Source organism: Spirulina subsalsa CS-330 (genome assembly GCF_028330765.1).
Classification (GTDB): Bacteria; Cyanobacteriota; Cyanobacteriia; order Cyanobacteriales; family Spirulinaceae; genus Spirulina; species Spirulina subsalsa_A.
In genome coordinates this window covers 1-23,282 of sequence record NZ_JAQMTY010000303.1, presented here as the reverse complement: position 1 = coordinate 23,282, position 23,282 = coordinate 1, and the positions used below count along the sequence as shown (strand labels likewise).

General features: G+C 54.7%; 18 protein-coding genes. 8 read left to right on the top strand and 10 right to left on the bottom strand.

Annotated features, from left to right (window positions below; genetic code table 11):
• Positions 1 to 215: 215 nt before the first annotated feature.
• The 4 genes from PN477_RS20710 to infC form a co-directional block, all read right to left on the bottom strand.
• On the bottom strand, positions 216 to 1,583 hold the full coding sequence (locus tag PN477_RS20710; RefSeq protein ID WP_417158877.1) for a hypothetical protein: 1,368 nt from the start codon (positions 1,581 to 1,583) through the stop codon (positions 216 to 218).
• 162 nt (positions 1,584 to 1,745) lie between these two features.
• Positions 1,746 to 2,219, bottom strand: a complete 474-nt coding sequence (locus PN477_RS20705) for a cyclic nucleotide-binding domain-containing protein (RefSeq protein WP_272115702.1) — start codon at positions 2,217 to 2,219, stop codon at positions 1,746 to 1,748.
• Positions 2,220 to 2,263: 44 nt separating this feature from the next.
• A complete protein-coding gene (locus tag PN477_RS20700) occupies positions 2,264 to 5,263 on the bottom strand; it encodes an Npt1/Npt2 family nucleotide transporter (RefSeq protein WP_272115703.1) in 3,000 nt (999 codons plus the stop codon).
• An 81-nt stretch (positions 5,264 to 5,344) separates the two neighbouring features.
• Positions 5,345 to 5,872 (bottom strand): translation initiation factor IF-3, encoded by a 528-nt coding sequence (gene infC, locus PN477_RS20695; protein WP_272115704.1) that lies wholly within the window; start codon positions 5,870 to 5,872, stop codon positions 5,345 to 5,347.
• 215 nt (positions 5,873 to 6,087) lie between these two features.
• Here infC and PN477_RS20690 point away from each other — a divergent pair, with 215 nt between their 5' ends.
• Positions 6,088 to 7,044 carry an alpha/beta fold hydrolase gene (locus PN477_RS20690; protein WP_272115705.1) on the top strand — a complete coding sequence of 319 codons (957 nt, stop codon included), beginning with the start codon at positions 6,088 to 6,090 and terminating at the stop codon, positions 7,042 to 7,044.
• A gap of 27 nt (positions 7,045 to 7,071) precedes the next feature.
• Here PN477_RS20690 and petJ read toward each other — a convergent pair whose 3' ends face one another.
• A complete protein-coding gene (petJ, locus tag PN477_RS20685; protein ID WP_417158876.1) occupies positions 7,072 to 7,404 on the bottom strand; it encodes a cytochrome c6 PetJ in 333 nt (110 codons plus the stop codon).
• A 548-nt stretch (positions 7,405 to 7,952) separates the two neighbouring features.
• Here petJ and PN477_RS20680 point away from each other — a divergent pair.
• The 4 genes from PN477_RS20680 to PN477_RS20665 all read left to right on the top strand — a co-directional run bounded on the left by PN477_RS20680 (position 7,953) and on the right by PN477_RS20665 (position 12,129).
• Positions 7,953 to 8,369, top strand: coding sequence for a BlaI/MecI/CopY family transcriptional regulator (locus tag PN477_RS20680; protein ID WP_272115707.1), 417 nt, complete (start codon positions 7,953 to 7,955; stop codon positions 8,367 to 8,369).
• Between the two features lie 5 nt (positions 8,370 to 8,374).
• Positions 8,375 to 9,238, top strand: coding sequence for a M56 family metallopeptidase (locus tag PN477_RS20675; protein WP_272115708.1), 864 nt, complete (start codon positions 8,375 to 8,377; stop codon positions 9,236 to 9,238).
• Between the two features lie 145 nt (positions 9,239 to 9,383).
• On the top strand, positions 9,384 to 11,459 hold the full coding sequence (locus tag PN477_RS20670; RefSeq protein ID WP_272115709.1) for a peptidoglycan-binding protein: 2,076 nt from the start codon (positions 9,384 to 9,386) through the stop codon (positions 11,457 to 11,459).
• A 337-nt stretch (positions 11,460 to 11,796) separates the two neighbouring features.
• Positions 11,797 to 12,129: a hypothetical protein gene (locus tag PN477_RS20665; RefSeq protein WP_272115710.1), complete on the top strand. Its 333-nt coding sequence runs from the start codon at positions 11,797 to 11,799 to the stop codon at positions 12,127 to 12,129.
• A 339-nt stretch (positions 12,130 to 12,468) separates the two neighbouring features.
• On the opposite strand, the gene PN477_RS20660 is transcribed toward PN477_RS20665, so the two are convergent.
• Positions 12,469 to 12,858: a hypothetical protein gene (locus PN477_RS20660; RefSeq protein WP_072620404.1), complete on the bottom strand. Its 390-nt coding sequence runs from the start codon at positions 12,856 to 12,858 to the stop codon at positions 12,469 to 12,471.
• 263 nt (positions 12,859 to 13,121) lie between these two features.
• On the opposite strand from PN477_RS20660, the gene queA reads away from it, so the two are divergent.
• A complete protein-coding gene (gene queA, locus PN477_RS20655) occupies positions 13,122 to 14,219 on the top strand; it encodes a tRNA preQ1(34) S-adenosylmethionine ribosyltransferase-isomerase QueA (RefSeq protein WP_272115711.1) in 1,098 nt (365 codons plus the stop codon).
• Between the two features lie 225 nt (positions 14,220 to 14,444).
• Here queA and der read toward each other — a convergent pair whose 3' ends face one another.
• From der to PN477_RS20635, 4 genes are all read right to left on the bottom strand, one after another.
• Positions 14,445 to 15,803, bottom strand: coding sequence for a ribosome biogenesis GTPase Der (gene der / locus PN477_RS20650; RefSeq protein ID WP_272115712.1), 1,359 nt, complete (start codon positions 15,801 to 15,803; stop codon positions 14,445 to 14,447).
• Between the two features lie 173 nt (positions 15,804 to 15,976).
• Positions 15,977 to 17,335: a DUF2330 domain-containing protein gene (locus PN477_RS20645; RefSeq protein WP_272115713.1), complete on the bottom strand. Its 1,359-nt coding sequence runs from the start codon at positions 17,333 to 17,335 to the stop codon at positions 15,977 to 15,979.
• A gap of 24 nt (positions 17,336 to 17,359) precedes the next feature.
• Positions 17,360 to 18,736 (bottom strand): DUF2330 domain-containing protein, encoded by a 1,377-nt coding sequence (locus tag PN477_RS20640; protein ID WP_272115717.1) that lies wholly within the window; start codon positions 18,734 to 18,736, stop codon positions 17,360 to 17,362.
• A gap of 144 nt (positions 18,737 to 18,880) precedes the next feature.
• A complete protein-coding gene (locus tag PN477_RS20635) occupies positions 18,881 to 19,744 on the bottom strand; it encodes an RnfABCDGE type electron transport complex subunit D (RefSeq protein WP_272115714.1) in 864 nt (287 codons plus the stop codon).
• A 383-nt stretch (positions 19,745 to 20,127) separates the two neighbouring features.
• Here PN477_RS20635 and ldpA point away from each other — a divergent pair, with 383 nt between their 5' ends.
• Together ldpA and PN477_RS20625 are read left to right on the top strand one after the other, a co-directional pair.
• Positions 20,128 to 21,291: a circadian clock protein LdpA gene (gene ldpA / locus PN477_RS20630; RefSeq protein WP_272115715.1), complete on the top strand. Its 1,164-nt coding sequence runs from the start codon at positions 20,128 to 20,130 to the stop codon at positions 21,289 to 21,291.
• Positions 21,292 to 21,391: 100 nt separating this feature from the next.
• Positions 21,392 to 23,098 carry a R3H domain-containing nucleic acid-binding protein gene (locus tag PN477_RS20625; protein ID WP_272115716.1) on the top strand — a complete coding sequence of 569 codons (1,707 nt, stop codon included), beginning with the start codon at positions 21,392 to 21,394 and terminating at the stop codon, positions 23,096 to 23,098.
• Positions 23,099 to 23,282 lie beyond the last annotated feature (184 nt).

Here is a 23,282-nt window from a genome sequence, read left to right as displayed (position 1 = left end):
GTCTGCGTTTGATCCCCCTAAATCCCCCTTAAAAAGGGGGACTTTTTTGCGTTCCCCCCTTTTTAAGGGGGGCTAGGGGGGATCGAGAGAAGGTGAACATCGTTAAGAGCAGTTTGTGTATAAGCAGTAGCCCCTAGGGAAAGGGCTAGGGTGAGGGCTTTCCGGGATCTGACTAATTTTGTCAGTCGACCAGGGTTTCGACTGTCCCGCAAGGCCTAACTCGCCGTTGATTGCATCAGGGCTTTTTTGCGGCTGTCAAATAATTTCGACATACTGACCGTAATGGTTTCAACGATCGCAGGATCACAGGCCGCGAGAAAACTCTCACCACTGAGTTCATCCTTAAAGAACGACTTGGCTTGACCGAGTAACTCACAAATCCGGTCAAAGCCCATCACCCTCACCATCAGGGTGGTCAGGGGTGAATTTTTGATGTCATAGGATGAACTGCTGTAGCGACCCTTTTCGAGCAGTTCTAAAACCTCGCGTTCGAGGGTGTTGCGTGGAGGGTGGTGATTGGGCAGTTCCGGTAGGAGGTCTTCGAGGGTTTCAATTTGCAGCCCCATCGGGTTGAGTTCCCCCATGATTGTGGAGAGGGGGATATTACGACCAAACCGCCGCGACAGGGCTTCGAGTACCGCCATGGTAAAGAGTTTGCTGCCGATGTAGAGACGGGCAATCTCGATATTCCGCTCGGCGCGTTCGAGGAGATTTTGGTAGGTGCTGTCGTTGGGTTCGTTGTGAAATTGTTGAAAGACAAGTTCGGGCCTGAGAAAATTCATGAACCCTTCCATTTTCTGGAGGGCAACCCGGTATTCGTTGACGGTGTAGGAACTGGGGTTTTTGAGGTTGTGGTTTGTTTCCGGCAGTAGGCTCCAGGTGTTATCGAGGAACCGGGCGGAACTGGGGTTAGCGAAGCTGCCCACGTCCCGGTTGGCCATGCGGACGGCCTGTTGGACGGCTTGGATCAGTTCGTCGTCGGTGAGGTTGAGTTGATAGTCAGCGTTGGCGGCCTTGAGACGGTCGTAGAGGTGTTCAGCGGGGGTGAGTCCGTCAGAGGCAGGGCGGAAGGGAATGGTGGTTTCAATACAGGCGATGATCTTGAGGATTAACCCGGTACTAAAGAAGGGTTCTAAGACTTTGGCACAGACGAGGGCGCTGAGGAATTCGTTTTGGCCGGCGAAGGGGGAGAGTTCTTGGTTGGGGCTGAAGCCAAAGACGCGCATCACCATGTCAAACATGGGGTCGTCGGGGAGGTCTTCGGCGCTGCGGATGTAGAGGTGTTCTTTGACTTCCCGGATGAAGGGGACGATGTAGAAGGTGAGGTTAAAGTTGACGGTTTGATCGACTTGGACGTAGACGAGGTCATGAAAGAGGGCAGCGAGGACTTCGATCGCATTGGCAGAGCCGCCGACTTCAAAAATGTGGTCGGGGGTGTGGAAGTATCGCCAGGGCCCAGTCATGGTTTGGACGATGATTTCGGCGATTTTGGCGAGGTCGCGATCGCTGATGTCTACTTCCAGTTGGCGCGTGGCCCACAGGAGCTTGTCGAGGCAAAGTTGATGATCCTGTTCAAAATTCATCCGGACTTCTACTGCACCTTTACTGAACTTAACTGTTATTTTAGCCATCTCTGTCCAGAGATGAATGATTTTTCTTTGGAGAAAATCGGAAGTAGGGATATTAAACCACCGCAAGCCTGATCGGACAAGAGTTTGAGGCAAATTGACTTACCCCGATTCTCCTCACCGCAGGGGGCTATTCACCGCTCGCATTTCTTTGATCTCGCTTTCGTAGCTGTTGATCTTGCCGTTGAGTTCGCGAATCCGACGGGAGAGGGCGCGGGTGATGTTAACGGCGATTTCGGGGGTTTCTTCGATCGCGTCGATCAGTTGCAGTTGGTTGAGGGTGAGACAGTCGCAGGTTTCGGTGGTGGTGACGGAGGCGGAACGGGGTTCGGCATCGAAAAGGGCCATTTCGCCAAAAATGGAGCCGGCATCGAGGCGGGCGAGGTCGCGATCGCCGGAATGAACCCGCACCCGACCGGAAATCACAATGTAGAGCGATCGCCCTTCTTCCCCTTGCTCAAAAATCGTGTGATCGCTGGGAAACGAGAGTTCATCCATGGCCGACGCAAGCTTGACGAGAAATTCGTCGCGTAATTCTTGGAAAATTGAAACACGCCGAATAAACAGAAGGCGTTCAAAACTGCTTAGCATGGCGATTTAAGGGAAGATTGCAGGTGAACTATCAAGGACTGGCTCTATGGTGTACTATTTAACTCCATTTTTAAGTGATCCACTTGAGCCGCCACGAGGGGATCGGGATCATTTTTTAAAATGGGGAGGAGTTCTAAGCAGGTGCGCGGACTGGCGGCTTTGAGATAGGCGAGGATGGACTCTCGCACAAAACTACTGGGGTGGCGTAGCCCGACGAGGGTGGCCTCACGACTCACGGCCCAGCGTTGTTCGCGGGCGAGGTGGAAACAGCAGGCGAGCGTCCAGTCCGAGAGGAAGTGCCGGAGGTCGAGGAGTCGCCGCAGCCGTTCGTTGGGGGGCAGGGGTTCGTAGGGCATCAGGTCGTTGAGGTCGTTGAGGCGATCGCGCGTTGGACGACGCTCCATCACCCGCAGCAGGGCTTGTTTTTGGGGAATATCGAGGGTGTTATCGAGAATTTCTAACCCCAGGGCGATGCTCACTTCAGAATCGGAATCGAGGTTGAGAATCGCGGCCTGAATGGCGCTGAAGGGGTAGAGCAGTTTCATCACCAAGAAGCAGCGATCGAGGATATCCGACTGCATCCCAATGAGGGAATCCCGCAGCAGATCGGCTTCGCGGCCGGCGATCGCGTCCGGGGAGAAATCCAACTCAGCACTCAGAATCTGGGTCAAGAGGAACAGTTCTTGCTCAATTAACGCTTCGACACCACTGCGGCCGATCTGCTCAAGCACCGCTTCAATGCCTTGATCGCCCGGAATTTTTAAGAGAATGCGCAGGAGGTTCCGGCGCGACGTGCCCCAACTGGTGAGGAGGTGCTGGACGAGGGTAGCGATCGCGCCTTCTGTGCCGATTTCCGCCAAGGCTGACCAGGCTTGCTGACGAATAAAATCCGGTTTGTGAATATCCTCCGCCACCGCACCCAGGAGCAGAATCGCCCCATCGCCGAGCTTCACCAATGCCTGTTTCGCCGCGTCACGGGTCGAGCGGTAATACAAGCCCTTCAGCAGGGAAGGATAGTAATCGGTGAGGGATTTCGCCGCGATCGCCTCCAACAGCGCACAGCGCACCCGCGCCGACTCATCCTGCAACAGCACCGGAATATAAAACTGACTCAGATCCGACGCTTCATCGGCCTCTTGCAGTGCTTGCACCCCAATCACCCGGTCTTTTTCCCGGTTCGAGGTGAGCATCCGTTCCAGGGTCGCCGTGGCTTCCTTGCGATCGTCCACCGTCCCCCGCCGCAAAATCAAACCCGCCGCCGTGCCCCGCACCATCGCATCCACCCGTTCATTTAAATAGGGCTTGAGGGTATGGGTTTCCAACTCCGGCTGTGCCAACCAGATATAACGCAGAGCCAACGCCAACACATCCAAACTCGGCTTCGTTTCAATCAACCGCTGCACATAGTTGAGATAGTCCGGCTTCGGATAGTTCAGCATCGCCTTCATACTCAGCAATTGCAAACTCGGCGACAGCTTCACCAAACGCGGCGCGAGCAATTCCCCCGCATTGGGCAGATCAATCCGTTCAAGGAGTTGAATGCACGATCGCTTATCCTCATCCGGCGTATCCTGATCCAACGAGTCAATAATCGCCCGCTTAAACGCCTTCAGATCCACCGACCCAAACCCCAGGCGGCCATTTTCCGCACTCTGCACCAGCAAACTCACATAGCTCTGCCGCAACAGCAACGCACTGGCCGCCCACACCATCGAAAACAGCACGATCGCCACCACAAAGATCCCCCCCTGGGTGACCCGCGCCGCCTCCTCCGACATCCCACCCAACACCCGCTCCAAGATCCAGACCGTGGACAAAATCCCCAACCCCGTTAGCCCCGTGGATAACGGTTCAGCGATCCCCTGGACTTGGGTTTGGACATCACTGCGAATCTCAGCGGGTAAGGGCTGGAACAAAAACGGCTCAATCCCCGCAATCAGGGTATAGCGCAGCAGTTCATCAAAGAATTTGAGGACAATCACCCCGAAAAACAACACCTGGGCACTGTCGATATCGAAGCCCCCCAGATTTGTCACATCAAAGAAGATGGTCATGAATCCCAAAATCGACAGGGACACCGGCAAAAACATCGCCGCCACGAACACCCCCAACCGTTCCACCGCCCGACTGGACACAAACCACTGGGTCGCCAATTCACAAATCCCTAAAAACCCGGAAAAAATCCCCAAAAATCCGGCAATTTCATCGGTGTTGGGATAAACCCGTTCCAGTTCGCCGAGGTATTGAAACTCGACAAGCAGAAAGAGCAGTTCCCCCAAGATGAAGAACGAAAACAGCGGAATAATATAGCGGCGCAGCGTGCCCCCGGTGCGGCGGGAGGAATAATTTGTTTGCAGTTCGTCGAGTTCGCGGACAGGGGTATCGGGGAAGGCTTGTTTGTAGCGGTTGCTGAGGTAGAGGAGAACGCCGCCCCCCAGCAAAATCATCAGCGAAGCCGCGAAAATGACGTTTTTCAAACCGATGAAGATAATCAAAATCGGCAGGGAGAACCCCGACACCACATCCCCCACGAGCAAACCGCTGGAGATGATTGGATAGGTGCGCTTGATTTCGCGGATGTTGAAGAGTTGATTGGCGGCAACTTGGGAGTTGAGGTCGTTGAGAATTTCTTCGGCATCCATCCAGAGGCGGAGGGTGAAGACGGTGATCAAGACGAGAACGCCGTTGGTGGTTCCCAGTTCTAGGCCGGTGCGGAAGAGAAGGAGGGGCAGGGACATCAACAGGGCGATGACGATGAAGACCTGCTTGAGGGGAAAGTTATTTTGCAGCCAGGAGTAGATAAATCCGAGACCTGACCCCATCAGGGCACTGGCGACGTAGATCAGGGGCAGGCCTTCGGCTCCGAAGCGTTCGAGGAAGAGGGCGATCGTGCATTGTTCGAGCCAGAGCAGCCCCACCGAGGTAATGGTGTAGAAGGCAAACATTAAAAAAGTGCGCTCTCCCTCCTCCGGTCGGAGGTTGACCACTTTGAGGAGTTGTTGTCGCCAATCTCCTTTGTTCCGAACGCCTTTGGACGATTTCATGGTGGGTTGCTCTGGTAGATCACAAAACGTAGACTGGCGATCGCAGTCTCCCGCTTTGACGAGGGGGTGATGCGATCGCGCTTATTTCTTAGGAGAAAGCAACATCATCATATTCCGTCCCTCCCGTTTTGGGGCTTGCTGGAGTTCGGCCACCTCTTCGAGGTCTTTGGCCATCCGGTGCAGCAGGGCTTCGGCTAGGTTGGCATGTTGAATTTCTCGGCCCCGGAAGGTGATCGTCGCTTTGACCTTATCCCCCGCCTTGAGGAAACGAATCGCGCTACTCACCCGCACTTGATAGTCATGCTCTTCGATTTTGTAGCGCATTTTGACTTCTTTCACATCTGCGGTGTGCTGCTTCTTACGGGCTTCACGCGCTTTCTTTTCTTGCTCAAATTTATATTTGCCGTAGTCCATAATCCGGCACACTGGCGGATCGGATTTATCACTAACAAGCACTAAATCTAACTCTCGCTCTTCAGCAAGACGACGGCCATCCTCGGAGGAAATAATTCCGACCTGGGCTCCGTCAGTGTCAATCACACGAATTTGGGGGTAGCGGATGCGCTCGTTGATTTGCGGCACATCTCGGCGGGTTCGTCTATCTTTCACAGGTTGTGTTTCAGGCTAGTTGACGGTCTGTAATGGGTAAATTTTTAGAATGTGAGTCTTCAGTTTACCCGCCATTGTACCGACTCTCTAGGGATTTCGTACCCTGTTAAGTTTTTGCAATGCTTGGGCCCTGGGAGCAGGGTGCAAAGGAGGGCCGAGCATGATGGGGAGGGGATTCCGTCGCTAGAATGGGGGCAATGGTTTGAGGGATGAGCATGGGGTTGAACCGGACGCGGGATGAACAACGCTACTGGGAGGCAAAACTGGGCCCGCAGCGGGATTGGATTTGGCGGGGCTGGCCGGTGCGTTATTCGGTGTCGCGGCCGAGTCAGGATCACGGTTATGCGCCGCTGGTGTTGATCCATGGCTTTGGGGCAGCGGTGGAACATTGGCGGCATAATGTGCCGGTGTTGGGGCGCGATCGCACCGTCTACGCCCTCGATCTCCTGGGTTTCGGCGGCTCCCGCAAAGCCAACACCCCATACACCCTCGATCTGTGGGTGGATCAGCTTTATCAGTTTTGGCGGCTCTTGATTCAACGCCCCATCGTGCTGGTGGGCAATTCCCTCGGTTCTCTCGTCTGTGCGCGGGCGGCTCAACTCCATCCGGAGATGGTGGAGGCGGTGGTCTTGATTAATCTGCCCGATGTCTCCCTGCGTCAAGCCGCGATTCCGGCTCCGCTCCGGCCGGTGGTGAATGCGATCGAATCCCTCTTTGCGCCGCCGCCGTTGATTAAGCTGATTTTGCGGGTGGTGCGACGACCGGCGATGATCCGGCGGTGGGTGGCGATCGCCTATCCCGATCCTACGGCGGTGGATGATGAATTGGTGGCGCTGTTGTCCAACCCGGCCTACGACGTGGGGGCCGGGGATACCCTCGTGGCCCTGTCGAAATCCCTGCGCCAGCCCCAGTTTTCGCCGCCGATGCGGGAGGTGATCGCAGCGTTGACCCAGCCGAGTCTATTGATCTGGGGGGAGTGCGATCGCATGGTTCCCTTCGCCCTGTCGCAACAGTTCACCGGCTTGAATCCCCGCCTCACCTTCGTCCCCCTCCCCGGTGCAGGCCATTGCCCCCACGACGAATGCCCCGATCAATTCCATCACATCCTTTTACCCTGGCTTGCAGCACAACGCCCCGGCCAAGCTGCTCAGAGCTATGCCGAAGCGATTTGATGCCTTCTCAAGCATGATCGGCCTAACTTACCAACCCGATTCAGCCTGACTCAAAACATAGGCCGCCACGTTTTCGATATCCTCAGCACTGAGACGACCCGTAAACGCAGGCATTGCGGCTTTACCCTTCATGATTTGGGTTTTAACCGCCTCAATACTATCCATGCCGTATTTGACTAAATCCTCTTTCTTCAAGGTTTTCGCACCATTAACGACATTCTTTCCTCCGATATGGCACGCGGCACAGTTGGCACTAAACACCGCTGCACCTTTGCCTAAATCCGCAGCTTGGGCCGGACGTAAGCCGATCATAAAGACTAAAGAGAGAGTTAAAACAAGCGTAGTAATAATGCGTCGCATGGGTATTGTTCTCATTGAAACAGGATTCATGTCGTCATTGTTGGAATAAAGCTTCACCCCTGTCAAAAGACCGCTTGTCAAAGATTGCGAACTGTTACAATACTCCAAACCCTGGTTGACTGACCAAATTAGCCAGATCCCGGAAAGCCCTCTCCCTAGGGGCTACTGCTTATACACAAACTGCTCTTAACGATGTTCACCTTCTCTCGATCCCCCCTAGCCCCCCTTAAAAAGGGGGGAACGCAAAAAAGTCCCCCTTAAAAAGGGGGGAACGCAAAAAAGTCCCCCTTAAGAAGGGGGGAACGCAAAAAAGTCCCCCTTAAGAAGGGGGGAACGCAAAAAAGTCCCCCTTAAGAAGGGGGATTTAGGGGGATCAAACGCAGACGAGGCCAACATTTGAACGTTATGTATAAGCAGTAGCCTTCTGGGAGAGGGGTTGGGGGTGAGGGCTATCAAGTCAGTTAACCAGCCCCAAGCCTGTCAATTCATTTGATCCTAAGATTGATGGGATAGGATCGTGAAATCCGTCCGTACGACTCTTTAACGCTATGGCTCCATTTCCAGCACACCGCCCTCAACAGATGTCTCTCGGCCCCCTAGAGACGGAAATTGTCGAACTCCTTTGGGACTTTGAAACCGCCACCGTGAAGCAAATTCACGATCGCATCCTCAGTGATCCTCAGCGGGAACTCGCCTACACCTCCATCACCACGGTTCTCCAACGCTTGGCGGCCAAAGGTTGGGTGAAACGGCAAAAAGTGGGGCGCTCCTTCCGTTGGACTCCTCTCCTGAGCCGCACCGATGCCCAGGTATTCCGGGCGAATCACCATCTCCAACAGGTGCTAGGGGTAAATAATCCCGATGTGGTGGCTGCCTTTGCCGACAGTCTGGATCAAGCCAGTATGAATCAACTCGATGCACTGGCCCAACGCATTAAAGCCGCTCGTGCCGCTCGTTCGGAGTAGACCCCATGCATATTGTGATGGTGATTGGGGCGATCGCAATCTCCGTACTCTTGCGATCCACCCAAATTCCCGCGACGCTGCCCTGGCCCCAGCGTTGGACTCGCACCCTCGGTGCTTTTACCCTGCCCCCCGTCTTACTCCTGACCACGGCCCTGGCGATCGCCTTAATGGGCCCCAACGGGATGATGCTCGGCATGACCGTTGGCGGCGTGGGCTATGGCTTCAGTGTGCTGCTGTTGGGGGGTGCTTTTGGTTGGCTGCTGGTGTTGATGGTGCAGGGGATGCGGGCCAAAGCCGCCGCCCAAACCTACCCCCTGATCACCCTCGGAACTGTCCAAGCCCGCCTCTTAAAAATGCCCGATTGTTTTGCGGGTCATGTGGGTTTGTGGCCATCGGAATTGGTGATTAGTGAAGGCTTGATCGAACGGCTCACCGCTGAACAATTACAAGGTGTCCTCGCCCACGAGCAGGCCCATCGCTACTATCAAGACACCCTCTGGTTTTGGATCTTGGGATGGTTACGGCGTTTGACCGGCTGGTTGCCTCGCACGGAAGCCCTCTGGCAAGAATTATTGCTGTTGCGGGAATTGCGGGCGGATCATTGGGCAGCAACCCAGGTAGACCCCTTGACCTTAGCCGAGGCCCTGTTGGTGGTGGTGCGATCGCCCTTCATCCCCCCCGCCGCCCAAGTCATCCCCCTCCATGATCAACCGACTCGGGTTGAAACCCGAATCAATGCACTATTAGCCGCAGATCTGCCCAGTGAGGAACGCTTGGGGCAACTCCTGGCCGAGCAGCAAAATCGGTGGCTGATCGGGGGTCTTGTTGCCCTGCTTGTCCCCTTGTTGCTCATGGCCTTGCACCATTAAAACGTCCACAGCAGCGGCAAGCGGCGCAACGATTCTGTTAAATCGTTCTTAAGTTCTTTTAAGTTGTTAAGTTCCACCGACAAAAACTATGGACGTAGGTGAAATTATCGATGTAGGATAGCGGAAAACTGGCAGTGAGATCTCTATGGAATCTTTGTCCTACCTCTATTACAGCTTAGTGTTTGAGGCTGACACCGATCCCCTCAGCTTTGAAATTTCATTGCCGAATTTTATCCGTTCGGCTCAGTTGCGTCTGGTTTCCACCACCTGGATGATGGTGGCGATCGCCCTCTTTACCCTCAGTTTGCAAAACATGGCGATCGCGCTGCAAGTGGGCGATCGGGGCAGCGAGATCAAAACCCTCCAAGCCACCCTGAAAAGCAAAGGCTACTTCAACGGCCCGATCACCGGCTACTACGGCCCGATCACCGCCGAAGCCGTCCAACAGTTCCAACGGGTTAACCAACTCGATATTGATGGGATTGCCGGCCCCACCACCCAAAACATTCTCTACGACAACGGAGCCGCCACCAATACGATCAACACGCCCCTCAACAGTGCCAGCCGCGGCCTGTTGAAATACGGTCAAAACAATGCCCATGTGCGGGAACTGCAAGCAGAGTTGAAACAACTGGGGTATTTTAACGGCCCCATCAGCGGCTATTACGGAACCCTCACTGAAGCCGCTGTGCGTACTTTCCAGGCGACCAATGGGTTGCAAGTTGATGGAGTGGTGGGGCCTAACACCCGCGATCGCATCCAAAACGGGGCGCAACCCCAGCCCAGCAGCGGCGACAACACCGCCAATTCCCCCTTTCAACTCGACGGCTTCACCGTCGGCGGCAACGGCTTCACTGACCTTGAACCCACCACCGACAGCCCGCCCGCTCCCAGCGATGATGCAGCCAACCCCGCCGATGCGTTTCCCATTCAGGTAGACCCCGCCGCTAGTCCCGCCGACCCCAGCCTTGACTCCCTCCCGGATTCAGCGGCATCCGTCACCAATGATGGTGATCCGCCCCCGGCCCCCATTGCCGCCCCATTTAACCGCGCCACCCAACGCTTCATCGCCCAAATTGCCGATGAGCAGCCCAATATTGCCTTTGCGGTGTCCTTTGGCAATGGGAGCGATCGCTTCGTCACCGGCCAGAGTCGCGCCGTCGAAACCGTTTTCCGCGAAGATAGCTTCACCCGCAATGCTGCCCCCTTCGCTTCATCGGCCGCCACCGAGCCATCGCTGGAACTGCAAAAAACCATCTACGGCAACATCGCCCCCAAATCCATCGTCCACTCCGGGCGCGGTCTCTTCTTCGCCCAAAACATGATGTACAGCCACAGCATCACCGTGTACGATCGCGACTTCAACCTTGTGAAAACCATCGCCGATTCCGTTGATCTGCAAAAATTTGGCTATCCTCAATACGCCGGCATCTATCGCGGTTCCCCCGTTGAAGCCAGCTTTTCCCACAGCGGTAAATATGCCTGGGTGTCTAACTATCAAATGTATGGGGCGGGCTTTAACCATCCCGGCAGCGACAAATGCACCCCCACCCAAGGCACAGACGACAGTTTTCTCTATCGGATCAACACGGAAACCTTTGCCATCGACCAAGTGATCCGCGTCGGTTCTGTGCCTAAATTCGTCGCCACCACCCCCGACAATCGCTATGTCTTAGTGACCAACTGGTGTACGGATGATCTCAGCATTGTTGATGTGCAACAGGGGCGTGAGATTCAGCGGGTGGAGTTGGGGCGGTATCCCAGGGGGATTGTGGTGGATCAACAGTCCCGCACGGCCTATGTGGCGATTATGGGGTCGCAAAATATCGCCCAGGTGGATCTCGATACCTTCCAAGTTGATTGGATCGAAAACGTGGGGCGATCGCCCCGCCATCTCAACCTTGACCCCAGCGGCCGCTATCTCTACACCAGCCTCAACGGTGAAAGCCAAGTCGCCAAAATTGACCTCGAAACCCGGCGCGTCGTCACCAAAACCGCCACCGGCAACGCCCCCCGCAGCATGATCCTCTCCGACGATGGCGACTTCCTCTACGTGGTCAATTACCATTCCAACACCATGGCCAAAGTGCGCACCGCCACGATGGAAGTGGTCAAAACCGTCGATGTGAACGATAAACCCATCGGCATTACCTACGACCCGGAAAAACGTCAGGTGTGGGTGTCGTGCTATTCCGGCAGCATCATGGTATTTTCAGCCTAGTTTTGATGGGACTTCAATAAATTTCGCATTGAAATTATGTGTAGTGCAGAACCAAGGGAGCAATTAAGTCGAAGGTCAAATTTTCGTGACTTTCAGGAATGTTTATTAAAAAAGAATAAGGCTTTAGATATTAAATTCATTTGTTGACTATACTTGTTCGTGAAGTAGGTTGACTAGATTGTGATTTACATTAGATTTACCCACTAAAAGCCATGGTAGCCAATGGTTCTAGGATTTCAATGCTTGTAAATTTTATCAAGAATCTAGTCCTTTCTACTAAGTAATCATGAGCTTTAGTCTACGATTGCATTAACCACTTGTTAAGGAGTTTACTCAAGTGTCTACTTTAGAAAAAACGTATTTTCCATTTGTTATCGCAAATATTGTGATTTTTTCAATTGCTGTTATCCCAATTATTGGTGTTGTTTATCTCACATGGTTTCTCTTTGTACCAGCCATAGGATTTAGCATTTGCAACTACATCGTTGCACGGGATAACAGATTCAACACAAATCCTTGGGATCTTGTTATTCTGATTTTATCGGTTGTTACCTTAATTCCGATAATTGGTTGGCTGACTGGTGCTTCTGCTCTCGCATTTTCAATTATCACCCTCGTTAAATACAATAAATATAAGGCCAAAAAATCACGCTCACATCGAGACAGCTAATCTTACCTCCCGTCTGTCAAGCTGGACAACTTCACTTCAATGAATTTTCGCCCGCCATCATAGCCAAGGAATCAGGAAGCCGGCGTTTTACTGTAGGTCAGCACTGGGAATTCACACGTCTACAGGATTAATCGACGGGGTGGGTTTGAACTTAGTTCTCACGCTGATCTCTACACCAGGGTATCAACACACCGGAATATCAACCCTCCCCATCAGAACCCCATCAATCAATCTGAAGCTTACCCCTCAACGGTCGGAGACACCGCAACCATGATCGGTTTTGGGTTAGTTGATTCAGTCGAGGGCCTGCCAACTTTAGCGATTACCCCCCCGCATTCCCTACGCCAAGGTTTCCGGACAATAGCCTAACCCACGGGTGAACTGACGGCGGAACGCCTCAATATCCGCCTTGTCCGGATCACCATGGGACACGATCGCCACCTGATAGCGACGCATCACATCCACCGGCGGCTGCCCCGTCTCCAAACTCCACAACGCCATCTGGACATGAATGTCAGGCGTGTAGGGAATGCCTAACTCATTCATATAGGCGACAAAGTCACCATGTTGTTGTGCCGAAACAGGGTCATTGAGTTTGACCCGGACAATCCAGCCGTCTATTTGGTGAATCACAGAAATAAAGGCCACGGAGAGCGATCGTTTTTGGATTAAGAATTCAGCGAGACGAAGCGTTAAACTCGCATTGGCAAAGAAGTATAGGTAATACATAATCAGCAGGCTCACGAACGAATGGGGATCGATTGGGGATTCTAGGTTCCTCTACTTATAGTGTCCTTAATTATGTCCTCCCTTGTGTAGGGGAGAGTTCCCCGATCTATAATGGGTGACTCTACCCAAATTTCCCCATCGGTCTAGGCAAATAACCCCGTAGGATGGTGAGGCAAAATTCTCACCGTATTGCTACGTAAGGGACTCCTCGCATTACGATGATATAGACACTAACAAACCTGACACCTAACAATAGAAAGCGAATGGCCCTAACAGATCACATTCTCGCGAGTTATCAGTATGAACTACCTCCGGAGCGGATTGCTCAAAATCCCGTCACTCCTAGGGATCAATCGCGTCTGCTTGTGGTCGATTCTCCCGATAGTCATGTTCATAACCACTTTCACCAACTGACGGATTGGCTCAAGCCCAATGATTTACTGGTCTTGAATAACACTCGTGTCTTGCCAGCCCGTCTCTATGGTCGCAAATCCACCGGTGCGCCTGTGGAAATTTTGCTGTTACGAGAAGTCCGCAAAAACTGCTGGCTGGCCTTGGTGAAGCCCGGTAAACGGTTCAAGATGGGCACAGAAGTGTGCTTCACCTCACGAACCGAAGATGGTGATGATACACCGCTGTGGGGACGAGTAATCGAGCGCGACTTTACAACCGGTGGGCGGGTGCTGGAATTCACCCTGCCGCCTGGAAAAACCATGGAACAGATGCTCGCCAAGGTGGGCTATATTCCCTTTCCGCCCTATGTGACGGAAACCGAAGCTGATCCAGAACAATACCAAACCGTTTATGCCAAAGCATCAGGCTCGGCGGCTGCCCCAACGGCTGGCCTGCATTTTACGCCGGAGCTTTTAGATACTTTGACGGCCATGGGAGTGCAACGCACGGAGTTAACGCTCCATGTGGGGGTTGGTACATTTCGCCCAGTCGAAACCGAAGATATCCGTGACCACCGGATGCATGCTGAATGGGCATCGATCAGCGCAGAAACGATTGACAAAATCAAAGAAACCCGTGCCAAGGGTGGCCGCGTAATTGCGGTGGGCACTACCAGTGTGCGGGCGTTAGAGGGTGCGGCTGCGCAACAAAAGGTGGGGGGTATCCGTGCCTTAAGTGAACCCTTTGAGGGGTTTTTGGATACGTTTATTTATCCCGGTCATCAATGGCAAATTATTGATGGGATGATTACCAACTTTCATCTACCCAAATCCAGTTTGTTAATTATGATTAGTGCTTTAGTGGGCCGGGAACGGCTGCTGAGTCTTTATCAAGATGCCCTTGATCATGATTACCGATTTTATTCCTTTGGGGATGCCATGTTGATCTTACCGGATGCGATAATTTAACGCATTTTTGGTACTTTTTAACGAAAAAAAACGGGAGCATTGCTCCCGTTTTTTTGGTGAGGTTTGATCAAGGGTCTAAACCGGGTGCATCTCACTTTTGCAAATTCCCATGACTCGCCAAAGATCCCCTCATCCCCAGCCCTTCTCCCGCAGGAGAAAGGAGCCAAAAGCCCTCTCCTGAGGGAGAGGGTTGGGTGAGGGATTGCATAGCTGAGATGCACCCGTCTAAACCTTGGTGGCGCGATTCGCACTCCGTTCGGCCTCGCGGACTTTTTTGCCGCGCCAGGCGAAGCGAACGGGGGTTCCGGTGAAGTCGAGTTGTTCGCGGAATTGGCGATCGATGTAGCGTTTGTAGGATTCGTTGAAGCGTTTGGGGTCGTTGACGAAGAGGGCGATTACGGGGGGGGCGCTGCTGACTTGGGTTCCGTAGTAGATTTTGCCCTGTTTGCCTTGGCGGCTGGTGGGGGGGGAGTGCCAGCGGATCGCTTCTTGGAGGACTTCGTTGATCACGGCGGTGCTGATCCGGCGTTGGTGGGCGATCGCAGCTTTGTCGATGCTGCCGAAGAGTTTATCAACGCGGAGGCCGGTTTGGGCACTGATGAACAGCATTTCGGCCCAGTCGAAGAAGTAGAGGCGATCGCGAATATGTTTCTCAAAGTCGTAGATCGTGTAGGAGTCTTTTTCGACGGCATCCCATTTGTTGACGACGATGATCGCGGCGCGACCTTCTTCAATGATGCGATCGGCGAGCTTCTGATCCTGTTCCGTCACCCCATCCACCGCATCGATCACCAGCAGCACCACATCGGCCCGCTTAATCGCCTTAAACGCCCGGTTAATGCTGAAAAACTCCGCCCCATATTCCACATTTTTTTTGCGGCGAATCCCCGCAGTGTCAATGAGGCGGTAGTTTGTCCCGTCCCGCTCGATGTGCATATCGATGGTGTCGCGGGTAGTGCCGGAAATGGGGCTGACGATGGAGCGATTTTGACCCGTGAGGGCGTTCAACAGGGTGGATTTACCCACGTTGGGCCGACCGACGATCGCAACATTGGTTTCTTCAATTTCGGGGAGTTCATCAATGGAGGGGAGTTCAGCGACGACGGCATCGAGTAAGTCCCCGGTGCCGTTGCCGTGGATGGAGGAGATGGGATAGGGTTCACCGAGGTTCAATTCCCAAAATTGACTGGCGAGGATAATGCTTTGGTCGGGGGATTCGCATTTGTTGACGGCAAGGAAGATGGGGAGGTGTTGTTGGCGTAGCCAGCGGGCCAGTTCTTCATCGGCGGGGGTGGGCCCAGCTTGGCCGTCCACGACGAGGATGGCGGCGTTGGCTTCGCTGAGGGCCAGGTTGGCTTGTTCGCGGATCATCGGCAGGAATTCGGTGTCATCGTCAAAGACAATGCCGCCGGTATCGATGACGATGAAGTCACGGTCGAGCCAAAAGGCTTGTTGATAGGTGCGATCGCGGGTAATCCCCGGTTGATCATGGACGATCGCTTGGCGACTGGCGGCGAGGCGATTCACCAACGTAGATTTTCCGACATTCGGGCGACCAACGATCGCAACGATAGGCAAAGACATAGATTCTGTAAGTCCTGAACAGGAAGGGTCGTCAAAAATAACACCCTCCTGCGATCATCAACATCCGCAATCTGTCATATACCAAGAGGGCCGATTCTTTATCCTAACGGTTTTCGCTCGACCTGTTGGGAAACTCTCCCGCTGAATTCCAGAGAATCCTGACGCGATCGCTCTCATGGCCGCAACGGATCGGACTCTGTCGAGGGAGGGGTTAGCCAGTTCATTTTGGCGTTAACCTCTGGCTCCGTCCAGCCGGTATAGTGGGCGAGGGTTTCTGCTTCGATCTGTTGGCGATCGCTCACCTCACGGTAATAGCCCGCCGCAGCGGGACAGTCGATCGGTTCACGGTAGGGATGTTGGATGATGTAGCGGCCTTGGAAGTTTTGGGTGTTGCCGGTGGTTTGAAAACTGAGGTCTTCGGGGAAGCGATCGCGCCCATAGCGGAGATGCAGCCGCGTCATAAACACCGGATTGGTCGGCCCACTGCCCTGGGCATCCACCCAAAACGCCCCCGCCTTGCGTAATTCTGTGGCCGATAATGGCTCTGCTGCACAGGGGTCACACCAAGACATATCCCAGGCATATTCCAAAAAGCCCGCTTCTCGATTCGCCTGCTCATGACTGGTGTGAAAAAGAGCATTGTAGAAGGAACCAAATTCAGCTTGGACAAAATCCGGCACGTTAAAATCGGACGGAATCTGGACGGTGCGATAGTTGGTTAATTCCACCTGGCCGCTAGGGGTGAGGAAGTAGATGATTAAATCTTGGGGGCCTTGGGCGTTGAGCATGCCGAGGCGAATCGGCAACATGAAGCGCGGCGATTCATAGGCCATCATCAACGGGCGGAGGCGTTGGCGTTGGTTGGCGCGAAATTCCGTTAGGTTGACTTTGGCGACGAAAAATTTAAAGTTTTGGCGGATGTAGGGGGCGAGGACGGGGGCAGTTCCGGCCGGGATGTTGTAGTGGTTTTGACGCAGCCAGGCTTCTAGGCCGTTGGATTCTTGGGCACTGAGGAGGACGATGTCGTATTCACCGACGCTGAACTGAGCCTCGACGGTGACCCCATGGCTGCCAGCGGCCAGGGTGGCATAGTCTGCATCGTCAAATTGGGCAGGATTCCCGCCCCGTGTCGCTCCTCGTGCGGGGAGATCGCAGGGGTTTTCGTCGAAATATTCCACCAATCGGGGCGCACTGAATTGATCCAGGCGGGTGATGATCTCAGGGTCGCTCACTTGTACTTGGTCTTGGCGGATCAGGGTGGGCAGAGGAACCACCAAGGCGAAGTTACGCACGTCGCCTTGGTAGTCGTTGGCCATGGTGAGGACGGTGCGATCGCCATTGCGGGCAATGATCACCTGGGAGGCTTGGTTATATAAACTGGCGTTGGCTTGGGAAACATAAAACCCACAAAAAGCCAGGGCTGGTGGCGCGATCAGCAAACTCAGAAGACCGATAACCAAGGCGATCGCGCTGCGTGATTGCTGTGGGATTCCGGTCAGGGGCGATCGCCACCAGTGCCGCTGTTGTTTCATGGGTTTTTTCTATACTGTGTTGCTCTAGTTCCACAGATCGCGCCACCAAGGACGACGGGGAGACCGTTCTGTGAGCCAATCAATTTTGGAATACACCTCTGTTTTACTCCATCCGGTCAAGTTCGCGACGGTATTCCCAGCCTGTTCTTGGCGTTCCCGCACCGCCTTGCGATACTGATCCGCTGCACTACAGGACATTTCCCCGCGATAGGGATGGCGAATCACGTACCGCCCTTGGAAATTTTGGGTGTTTCCTGTGTTTTGGAAGGCGAGATCTTCCGGGAAGCGATCGCGGCTGTAGCGCACATGGAGCCGCGTGATATAGGCATTCACCGCCCCCGGTTGCGGAAACGGAGTCGGCGCGATCCGAGGCTCATCCCCGCGTCCCGAATTCAACCAAAACACCCCCGCCTCGCGCAGTTCAGCCGGCGTGAGGGGATTGGCCGCACAGGGGTCACACCAGGACATATCCCAGGCATACTCTAAAAACGCCACTTCTTTATTAGCCTGTTCGTAGGCGGTTTGGAACATGGCTTGATAAAATTCGCCAAACTCATCCTCAATAAACGCCGGAACATCGGTGTCGGAGGGAATTTTCACGGTGCGATAGTTGGTCACTTCCACCTGACCGCTGGGGGTGAGGAGATAGATGATCAAGTCTTGATCGCCGTTGGCGTTGAGCATCCCCAACCGAATCGGCAGCATAAACCGGGGCGATTCGTAGGCCATCATCAAGGGGCGCAGGTTTTGGGGTTCATCGGCGTTGATTTCCTCTAGATTCACCTTGGCCACGAAGAATTTAAAGTCTTGGCGGATGTAGGGGTGGAGAACTTCACTCGCTCCGGTGGGGATGGTGTAGTCATTTTGGCGCAGCCAGGTTTCGAGACCGCTGGATTCCTTGGCGCTGAGGATCAAGATGTCATATTCCCCGACGCTGAATTCGGCTTCAATCGTGACACCGAGGGAGCGATCGCTACTCGCCCCCACACTGTCTGCTTCCGCCGCCGCAGGGGCAGGCACAGCAGAGGGCATCCGCAACATTTGCGGCTCACAGGGGTTGCTGTCGAAATATTCCACCAAACGCGGCGCACTGAATTCATCCAACCGCTTCAAAATATCCGGATTGCCCACATGGACTTGCTCTTCCGTGAGCAAGACGGGGACGGGAACCACCAGGGCGAAATCCTCTAACTCGCCTTCGTAATCATTGGCCATGGTGAGGACGGTGCGATCGCCATCCCGCGCAATAATCACTTGGGACGCTTGATTAAACAAATCCGCATCGGCCTGCGCCACATAAAATCCACAAAACGCCAACGCCGCCGGGGCCATCCCCACAAACATCACGATCGCCAACAGCGACGCGAGCAGCGATCGCCAACCCTTACACATAAAAATCATCACAATTTTTGACTCCTAAAACAAATACAACAAGCCCACTCCTCTCGAACCCATCACTCTCGTGCCATAGCTCCGCCGTGGCACGCTACCGGGGTGGCTCTGCCACCAAACTGAGAAGCCCAAGAAGTGCTTGGCGGGGGGCGACTACTCTAGGCTGCCTAACCCATGGATCAACGATGGAGCAGTGGCGCAGCTTTCCGGCTCCTGCCATTGAAAGCGAGCACTAGGCCAGACCCGATCTAGCACCGGTGTTAAGGGGGACAGCGCAAACAACGCCCAAAACATCGCCGTACTGACAAAAAATTCCTCTTGCAGTAAAAACGCCAACCAGGCCACCGCCGCCGCCCAAACAAAGCGACCCTGCCGCGCATTGGGAATCGAGCGCGGATCGGTGACCATGAACAGGGCAAACAACAGCAAACTACCGCTCATCAACTTATGTAAATACACATCCGCCGTCCAACCGAGGGCAAACATCCGCACCGCTTCCAAACCGGCATAGGTGGCGAGGAACACCGCCGAGGTTTCCCAACGCCCCACCCAGCGCAACACCAAGCCCCCGGCCCCAACGAAAAGCATTAAATACCAAGCTTGGGTTCCCCATTGGCCGGGCGATACCCACGCATCGGGGGTGAGGAGAAGGGCGACGATAATGCCGAAGTTGGCGGGGTTGAAGAAGTGTTTATCGCGGTATTGAAAGAGGGTTTTACTGGCGATCGCCGCCCCCCCCGCTAACGCCATCGTCGCCACCGTATTGCCCCGCAACAGCAAACACAGCCCCAACCCGGTGATCAGCGCACTTTCCCAAGAGGGGATCGCCCAGAGTTTCACCCCAGGCTGATGGCGGAGGGTGGGCAGGAGCGATCGCGTCACCCACTGCATCCCCAGGCAACTCGCCCCCAACACCGCCAACAGTTCCGGGCGCAATGTCCAGTCACGGGTGCTAATGCCTAACAGTAAAAACAACGCCAGAAAACTAATCTGGGCAATCCGAGCATCCTTGAGCATAGTTTTAAATTCAACGTCAATTGGCTCTAGTATGAACGGTCATTTTGAAAAATCCCCGCTTGTTACCGTTTGTGAAACGGGCAGCATTGCACGGGCAGGGTTTTTGTGGGGGACTGGGTGCGATCGCGCTGTGGGGGAGCAAGGGGCTAAAGTCGCTTGGTCTGGACTTTTCAAAATTCACAAATAAGGTGGCTTCAGCCCCTTGCGGCCTCTTTTGTAGTATTTTGTGTTATTTTGTGTTACAGTGCGACGGGATCAACGGGGATCACGCCACAACACTAATTAACGGTGCTGGAATTTGCGAACACACTAGATGTAGCCTGGCGAGTAATTGCCTCGAATAAAGTTGCCTACTTTGGGAAACAACGTTTTAGCATAGAGAGGTGAACAAATGTAACTCGCCTTTACACGCCATCGAAACAGGACAGTGGTTCAAGCTGATTTGCGGCGCAAGCTTTCAGCATTTACCGGCTGTGCGCAACCTTGCCCTTGCCTATACCTTGGCGGGCGCTGACTGTATTGATTTGGCCGCCGATCCGGCTGTCATTCAGGCCACTCAGGTTGCGTTGCGGGTTGCGGCCCAGTTGCGAGACTCAGCCCCTGGACAGAACGGCGCGGGACAGGCTCAACCCTGGTTGATGGTCAGCCTCAATGATGGCGTTGATCCCCATTTCCGCAAGGCTGAGTTTGACCCCAACCACTGCCCGGCGGACTGTCCGCGTCCCTGTGAGGCGGTTTGTCCCACGGCAGCGATCGCCCCGGCAACCGCTGGCGTGATTGATGCCCTCTGCTATGGCTGTGGGCGCTGTTTGCCCGTCTGTCCGAGCCAACTGATTCAAGCGCGATCCTCTGTCTCCGCCCCTGAATTAGTGGTTCCGCAACTCGTTGCCCTTGGCATTGATGCGGTGGAAATTCATACCCAGGTGGGCAATCTAGAGGGGTTTAAGCGAGTCTGGCAAGTGTTGCGCCCTTGGTGCGATCAAGCTAGTCACAATCGCGCTAGTCACAATCACACGAGTGATCATAGCCTCAAGCTCTTGGCCATTAGTTGCCCGGATCATCCCGATCTCTTGCCCTACTTGCAGAGTGTGGCCGATCTTCTGGGTTCGTTGCCCTGCGCCTTGTTGTGGCAAACCGATGGCCGCCCCATGAGCGGCGACATTGGCCCCGGAACCACCCACGCCAGCATCAAGCTAGCGGCGAAAGTCCTGGGGGCAAATCTTCCCGGTCGGGTGCAACTGGCCGGTGGAACCAACGCCCAAACCGTGCCAAAACTGGCAACGCTTGGCCTCCTTGCGCCCGGATCACCGCATTGTGTGGCGGGGGTGGGCTATGGCGGCTATGCACGTCAACTCCTCGCCCCGGTGCTGGAGTCCTTAGCCCGTCGTGGATCATCCCAACTCGAAGATCACCCCGATCTCCTGGGGGAGGCGGTGCGACTGGCGGCGACACTGGTGCATCCCCTGAAACCTCAGGCCGGCAAACCCCGGCGCGATTCCCGTCGATCTGATGGCATCGGAATCCCACCGTCTGTCCGTTGCTTTTGATTGTTTTGAAAATTTTGTGATGGTCAACCCTAATAACAACGTGTATTTAACCCCTCTAAATTCACCCAATCACGACCTCGGTTCCGGGGCTAAAGGCCCCATGACCACGCGCACGGAAATTACGGATAACCTCGATCAATTGCTGGATATTTTTCCGCCACCGTTGCGGGACGCGATCGCTAACCATCCCGAACACAACACCATGATCGAAGTGGTGATGGACTTAGGCCGTCTCCCCGAAGCCCGCTTTCCCAGTGGGGCAGAATTTTTAAGCCAGACCCCCATCTCTCGCCAAGATTTGGAATACAGCGTCCAGCACGTCGGCATGTTCAGCGGCGACAATCGGGCCGGAATTGAGCGCACCTTGCACCGGATCAGCGCGATGCGTAATCGTCAGGGCGAGATCGTCGGGTTAACCTGCCGTGTGGGTCGGGCGGTATTCGGCACGATTGGCCTGATTCATGACCTGGTGGAAACGGGGCAATCGATTCTACTGTTGGGACGGCCAGGGGTGGGCAAAACCACGGCCCTGCGGGAAATCACCCGCGTTCTTGCCGATGATCTCAATAAACGGGTGGTGGTGATTGACACCTCCAACGAGATCGCTGGGGATGGCGATATTCCCCATCCTGCGATCGGGCGGGCGCGACGGATGCAGGTGGCACAACCGGAATTACAACACCGGGTCATGATCGAAGCGGTGGAAAACCATACCCCGGAAGTGATCGTTATTGATGAAATTGGGACGGAACTCGAAGCCCTCGCCGCTCGGACGATCGCAGAACGGGGCGTGCAACTGGTGGGAACGGCCCACGGCAATCAGATCGAAAACCTGATTAAAAACCCCACCCTCTCGGATCTGATCGGCGGCATCCAAGCCGTCACCCTCGGCGATGATGAAGCCCGACGACGGGGATCGCAAAAAACCGTCCTCGAACGCAAAGCGCCGCCCACCTTTGAAATTGCGGTGGAAATGTGGGAGCGGCAACGCTGGGCGATTCATCAAGATGTGGCGACGACGGTGGATCATCTGCTGCGGGGCAGTGAGCCAGTGCCGGAGGTGCGGGCGGTGAATCAATCCGGGGATGTGGAAGTGGTACAAGAGGCGGTGATCGCCCAGCCGAAACGCCCCAAAACCCCAGTGAATGCGCCGATTCAACTCCAGGGTTGGCGGGCATCGGGCCGGATGCAGCCCGTGCCCACGGCCCAGCCGACGAGCTTTGATCAACTCCTCGATCAATCCTTGGAAACAGAGGATCTGTTTGTGGCGAAGGAGCGGTTTCCGGGGCCCAATGGGGAGGAGTTTCCGGTCTATGTCTATTCCTACGGGATTGGGCGATCGCACCTCGAAGGCGCGATCGAGCGGCTCAATGTGCCGGTGGTGATCACCCGCGATCTCAGCAGTGCGGATGTGGTGCTGGCGTTGCGATCGCAAATCAAAAACCACACCAAACTCCGCCAAATCGCCAAATCCCGCCAAATCCCGATCCACGTCGTCAAATCCAGCAGCCTCCCCCAAATCACCAAGGCCCTACGGCGGATGCTGGGCATGGATGACTACGACTCCCCCGAAGCGATGGATCTACGGCTGTTCAGCTATAACGGCAGCGATGACGAACTCGAAGCCCTCGAAGAAGCCCGGTTAGCCGTGGAGCAAATCGTGCTTCCCAAGGGCCAACCGGTGGAACTCCTGCCGCGATCGCCCAAAGTCCGCAAAATGCAGCACGAACTCGTCGAACACTATCGCCTCCAATCCGACAGTTTCGGCGAAGAACCCAACCGCCGCCTGCGGATTTACCCGGCCTAATCTGTGCCCTCACCCAACCCTCTCCCACGGGAGAGGGCTTTTAGGCATGGAAACCATGCCCCTACCCTCGTAGGGGTTTGGTTCCCAAACCCGAACTACAATGGTCAAGAATTAGGGCTTTTGGGCATGGAAACCATGCCCCTACCCTCGTAGGGGTTTGGTTCCCAAACCCGAACTACAATGG

Coding starts and splice junctions, on each gene's coding strand:
- PN477_RS20675 (WP_272115708.1), top strand. CDS start 8,375: ATGCATATTGTGATGGTGATTGGGGCGATCGCAATCTCCGTACTCTTG.
- queA (WP_272115711.1), top strand. CDS start 13,122: ATGGCCCTAACAGATCACATTCTCGCGAGTTATCAGTATGAACTACCT.
- PN477_RS20705 (WP_272115702.1), bottom strand. CDS start 2,219: ATGCTAAGCAGTTTTGAACGCCTTCTGTTTATTCGGCGTGTTTCAATT.
- PN477_RS20710 (WP_417158877.1), bottom strand. CDS start 1,583: ATGAATTTTGAACAGGATCATCAACTTTGCCTCGACAAGCTCCTGTGG.
- PN477_RS20680 (WP_272115707.1), top strand. CDS start 7,953: ATGGCTCCATTTCCAGCACACCGCCCTCAACAGATGTCTCTCGGCCCC.
- petJ (WP_417158876.1), bottom strand. CDS start 7,404: ATGCGACGCATTATTACTACGCTTGTTTTAACTCTCTCTTTAGTCTTT.
- PN477_RS20625 (WP_272115716.1), top strand. CDS start 21,392: ATGACCACGCGCACGGAAATTACGGATAACCTCGATCAATTGCTGGAT.
- PN477_RS20690 (WP_272115705.1), top strand. CDS start 6,088: ATGGGGTTGAACCGGACGCGGGATGAACAACGCTACTGGGAGGCAAAA.
- PN477_RS20660 (WP_072620404.1), bottom strand. CDS start 12,858: ATGTATTACCTATACTTCTTTGCCAATGCGAGTTTAACGCTTCGTCTC.
- PN477_RS20645 (WP_272115713.1), bottom strand. CDS start 17,335: ATGAAACAACAGCGGCACTGGTGGCGATCGCCCCTGACCGGAATCCCA.
- PN477_RS20670 (WP_272115709.1), top strand. CDS start 9,384: ATGGAATCTTTGTCCTACCTCTATTACAGCTTAGTGTTTGAGGCTGAC.
- PN477_RS20700 (WP_272115703.1), bottom strand. CDS start 5,263: ATGAAATCGTCCAAAGGCGTTCGGAACAAAGGAGATTGGCGACAACAA.
- PN477_RS20640 (WP_272115717.1), bottom strand. CDS start 18,736: ATGATTTTTATGTGTAAGGGTTGGCGATCGCTGCTCGCGTCGCTGTTG.
- der (WP_272115712.1), bottom strand. CDS start 15,803: ATGTCTTTGCCTATCGTTGCGATCGTTGGTCGCCCGAATGTCGGAAAA.
- PN477_RS20635 (WP_272115714.1), bottom strand. CDS start 19,744: ATGCTCAAGGATGCTCGGATTGCCCAGATTAGTTTTCTGGCGTTGTTT.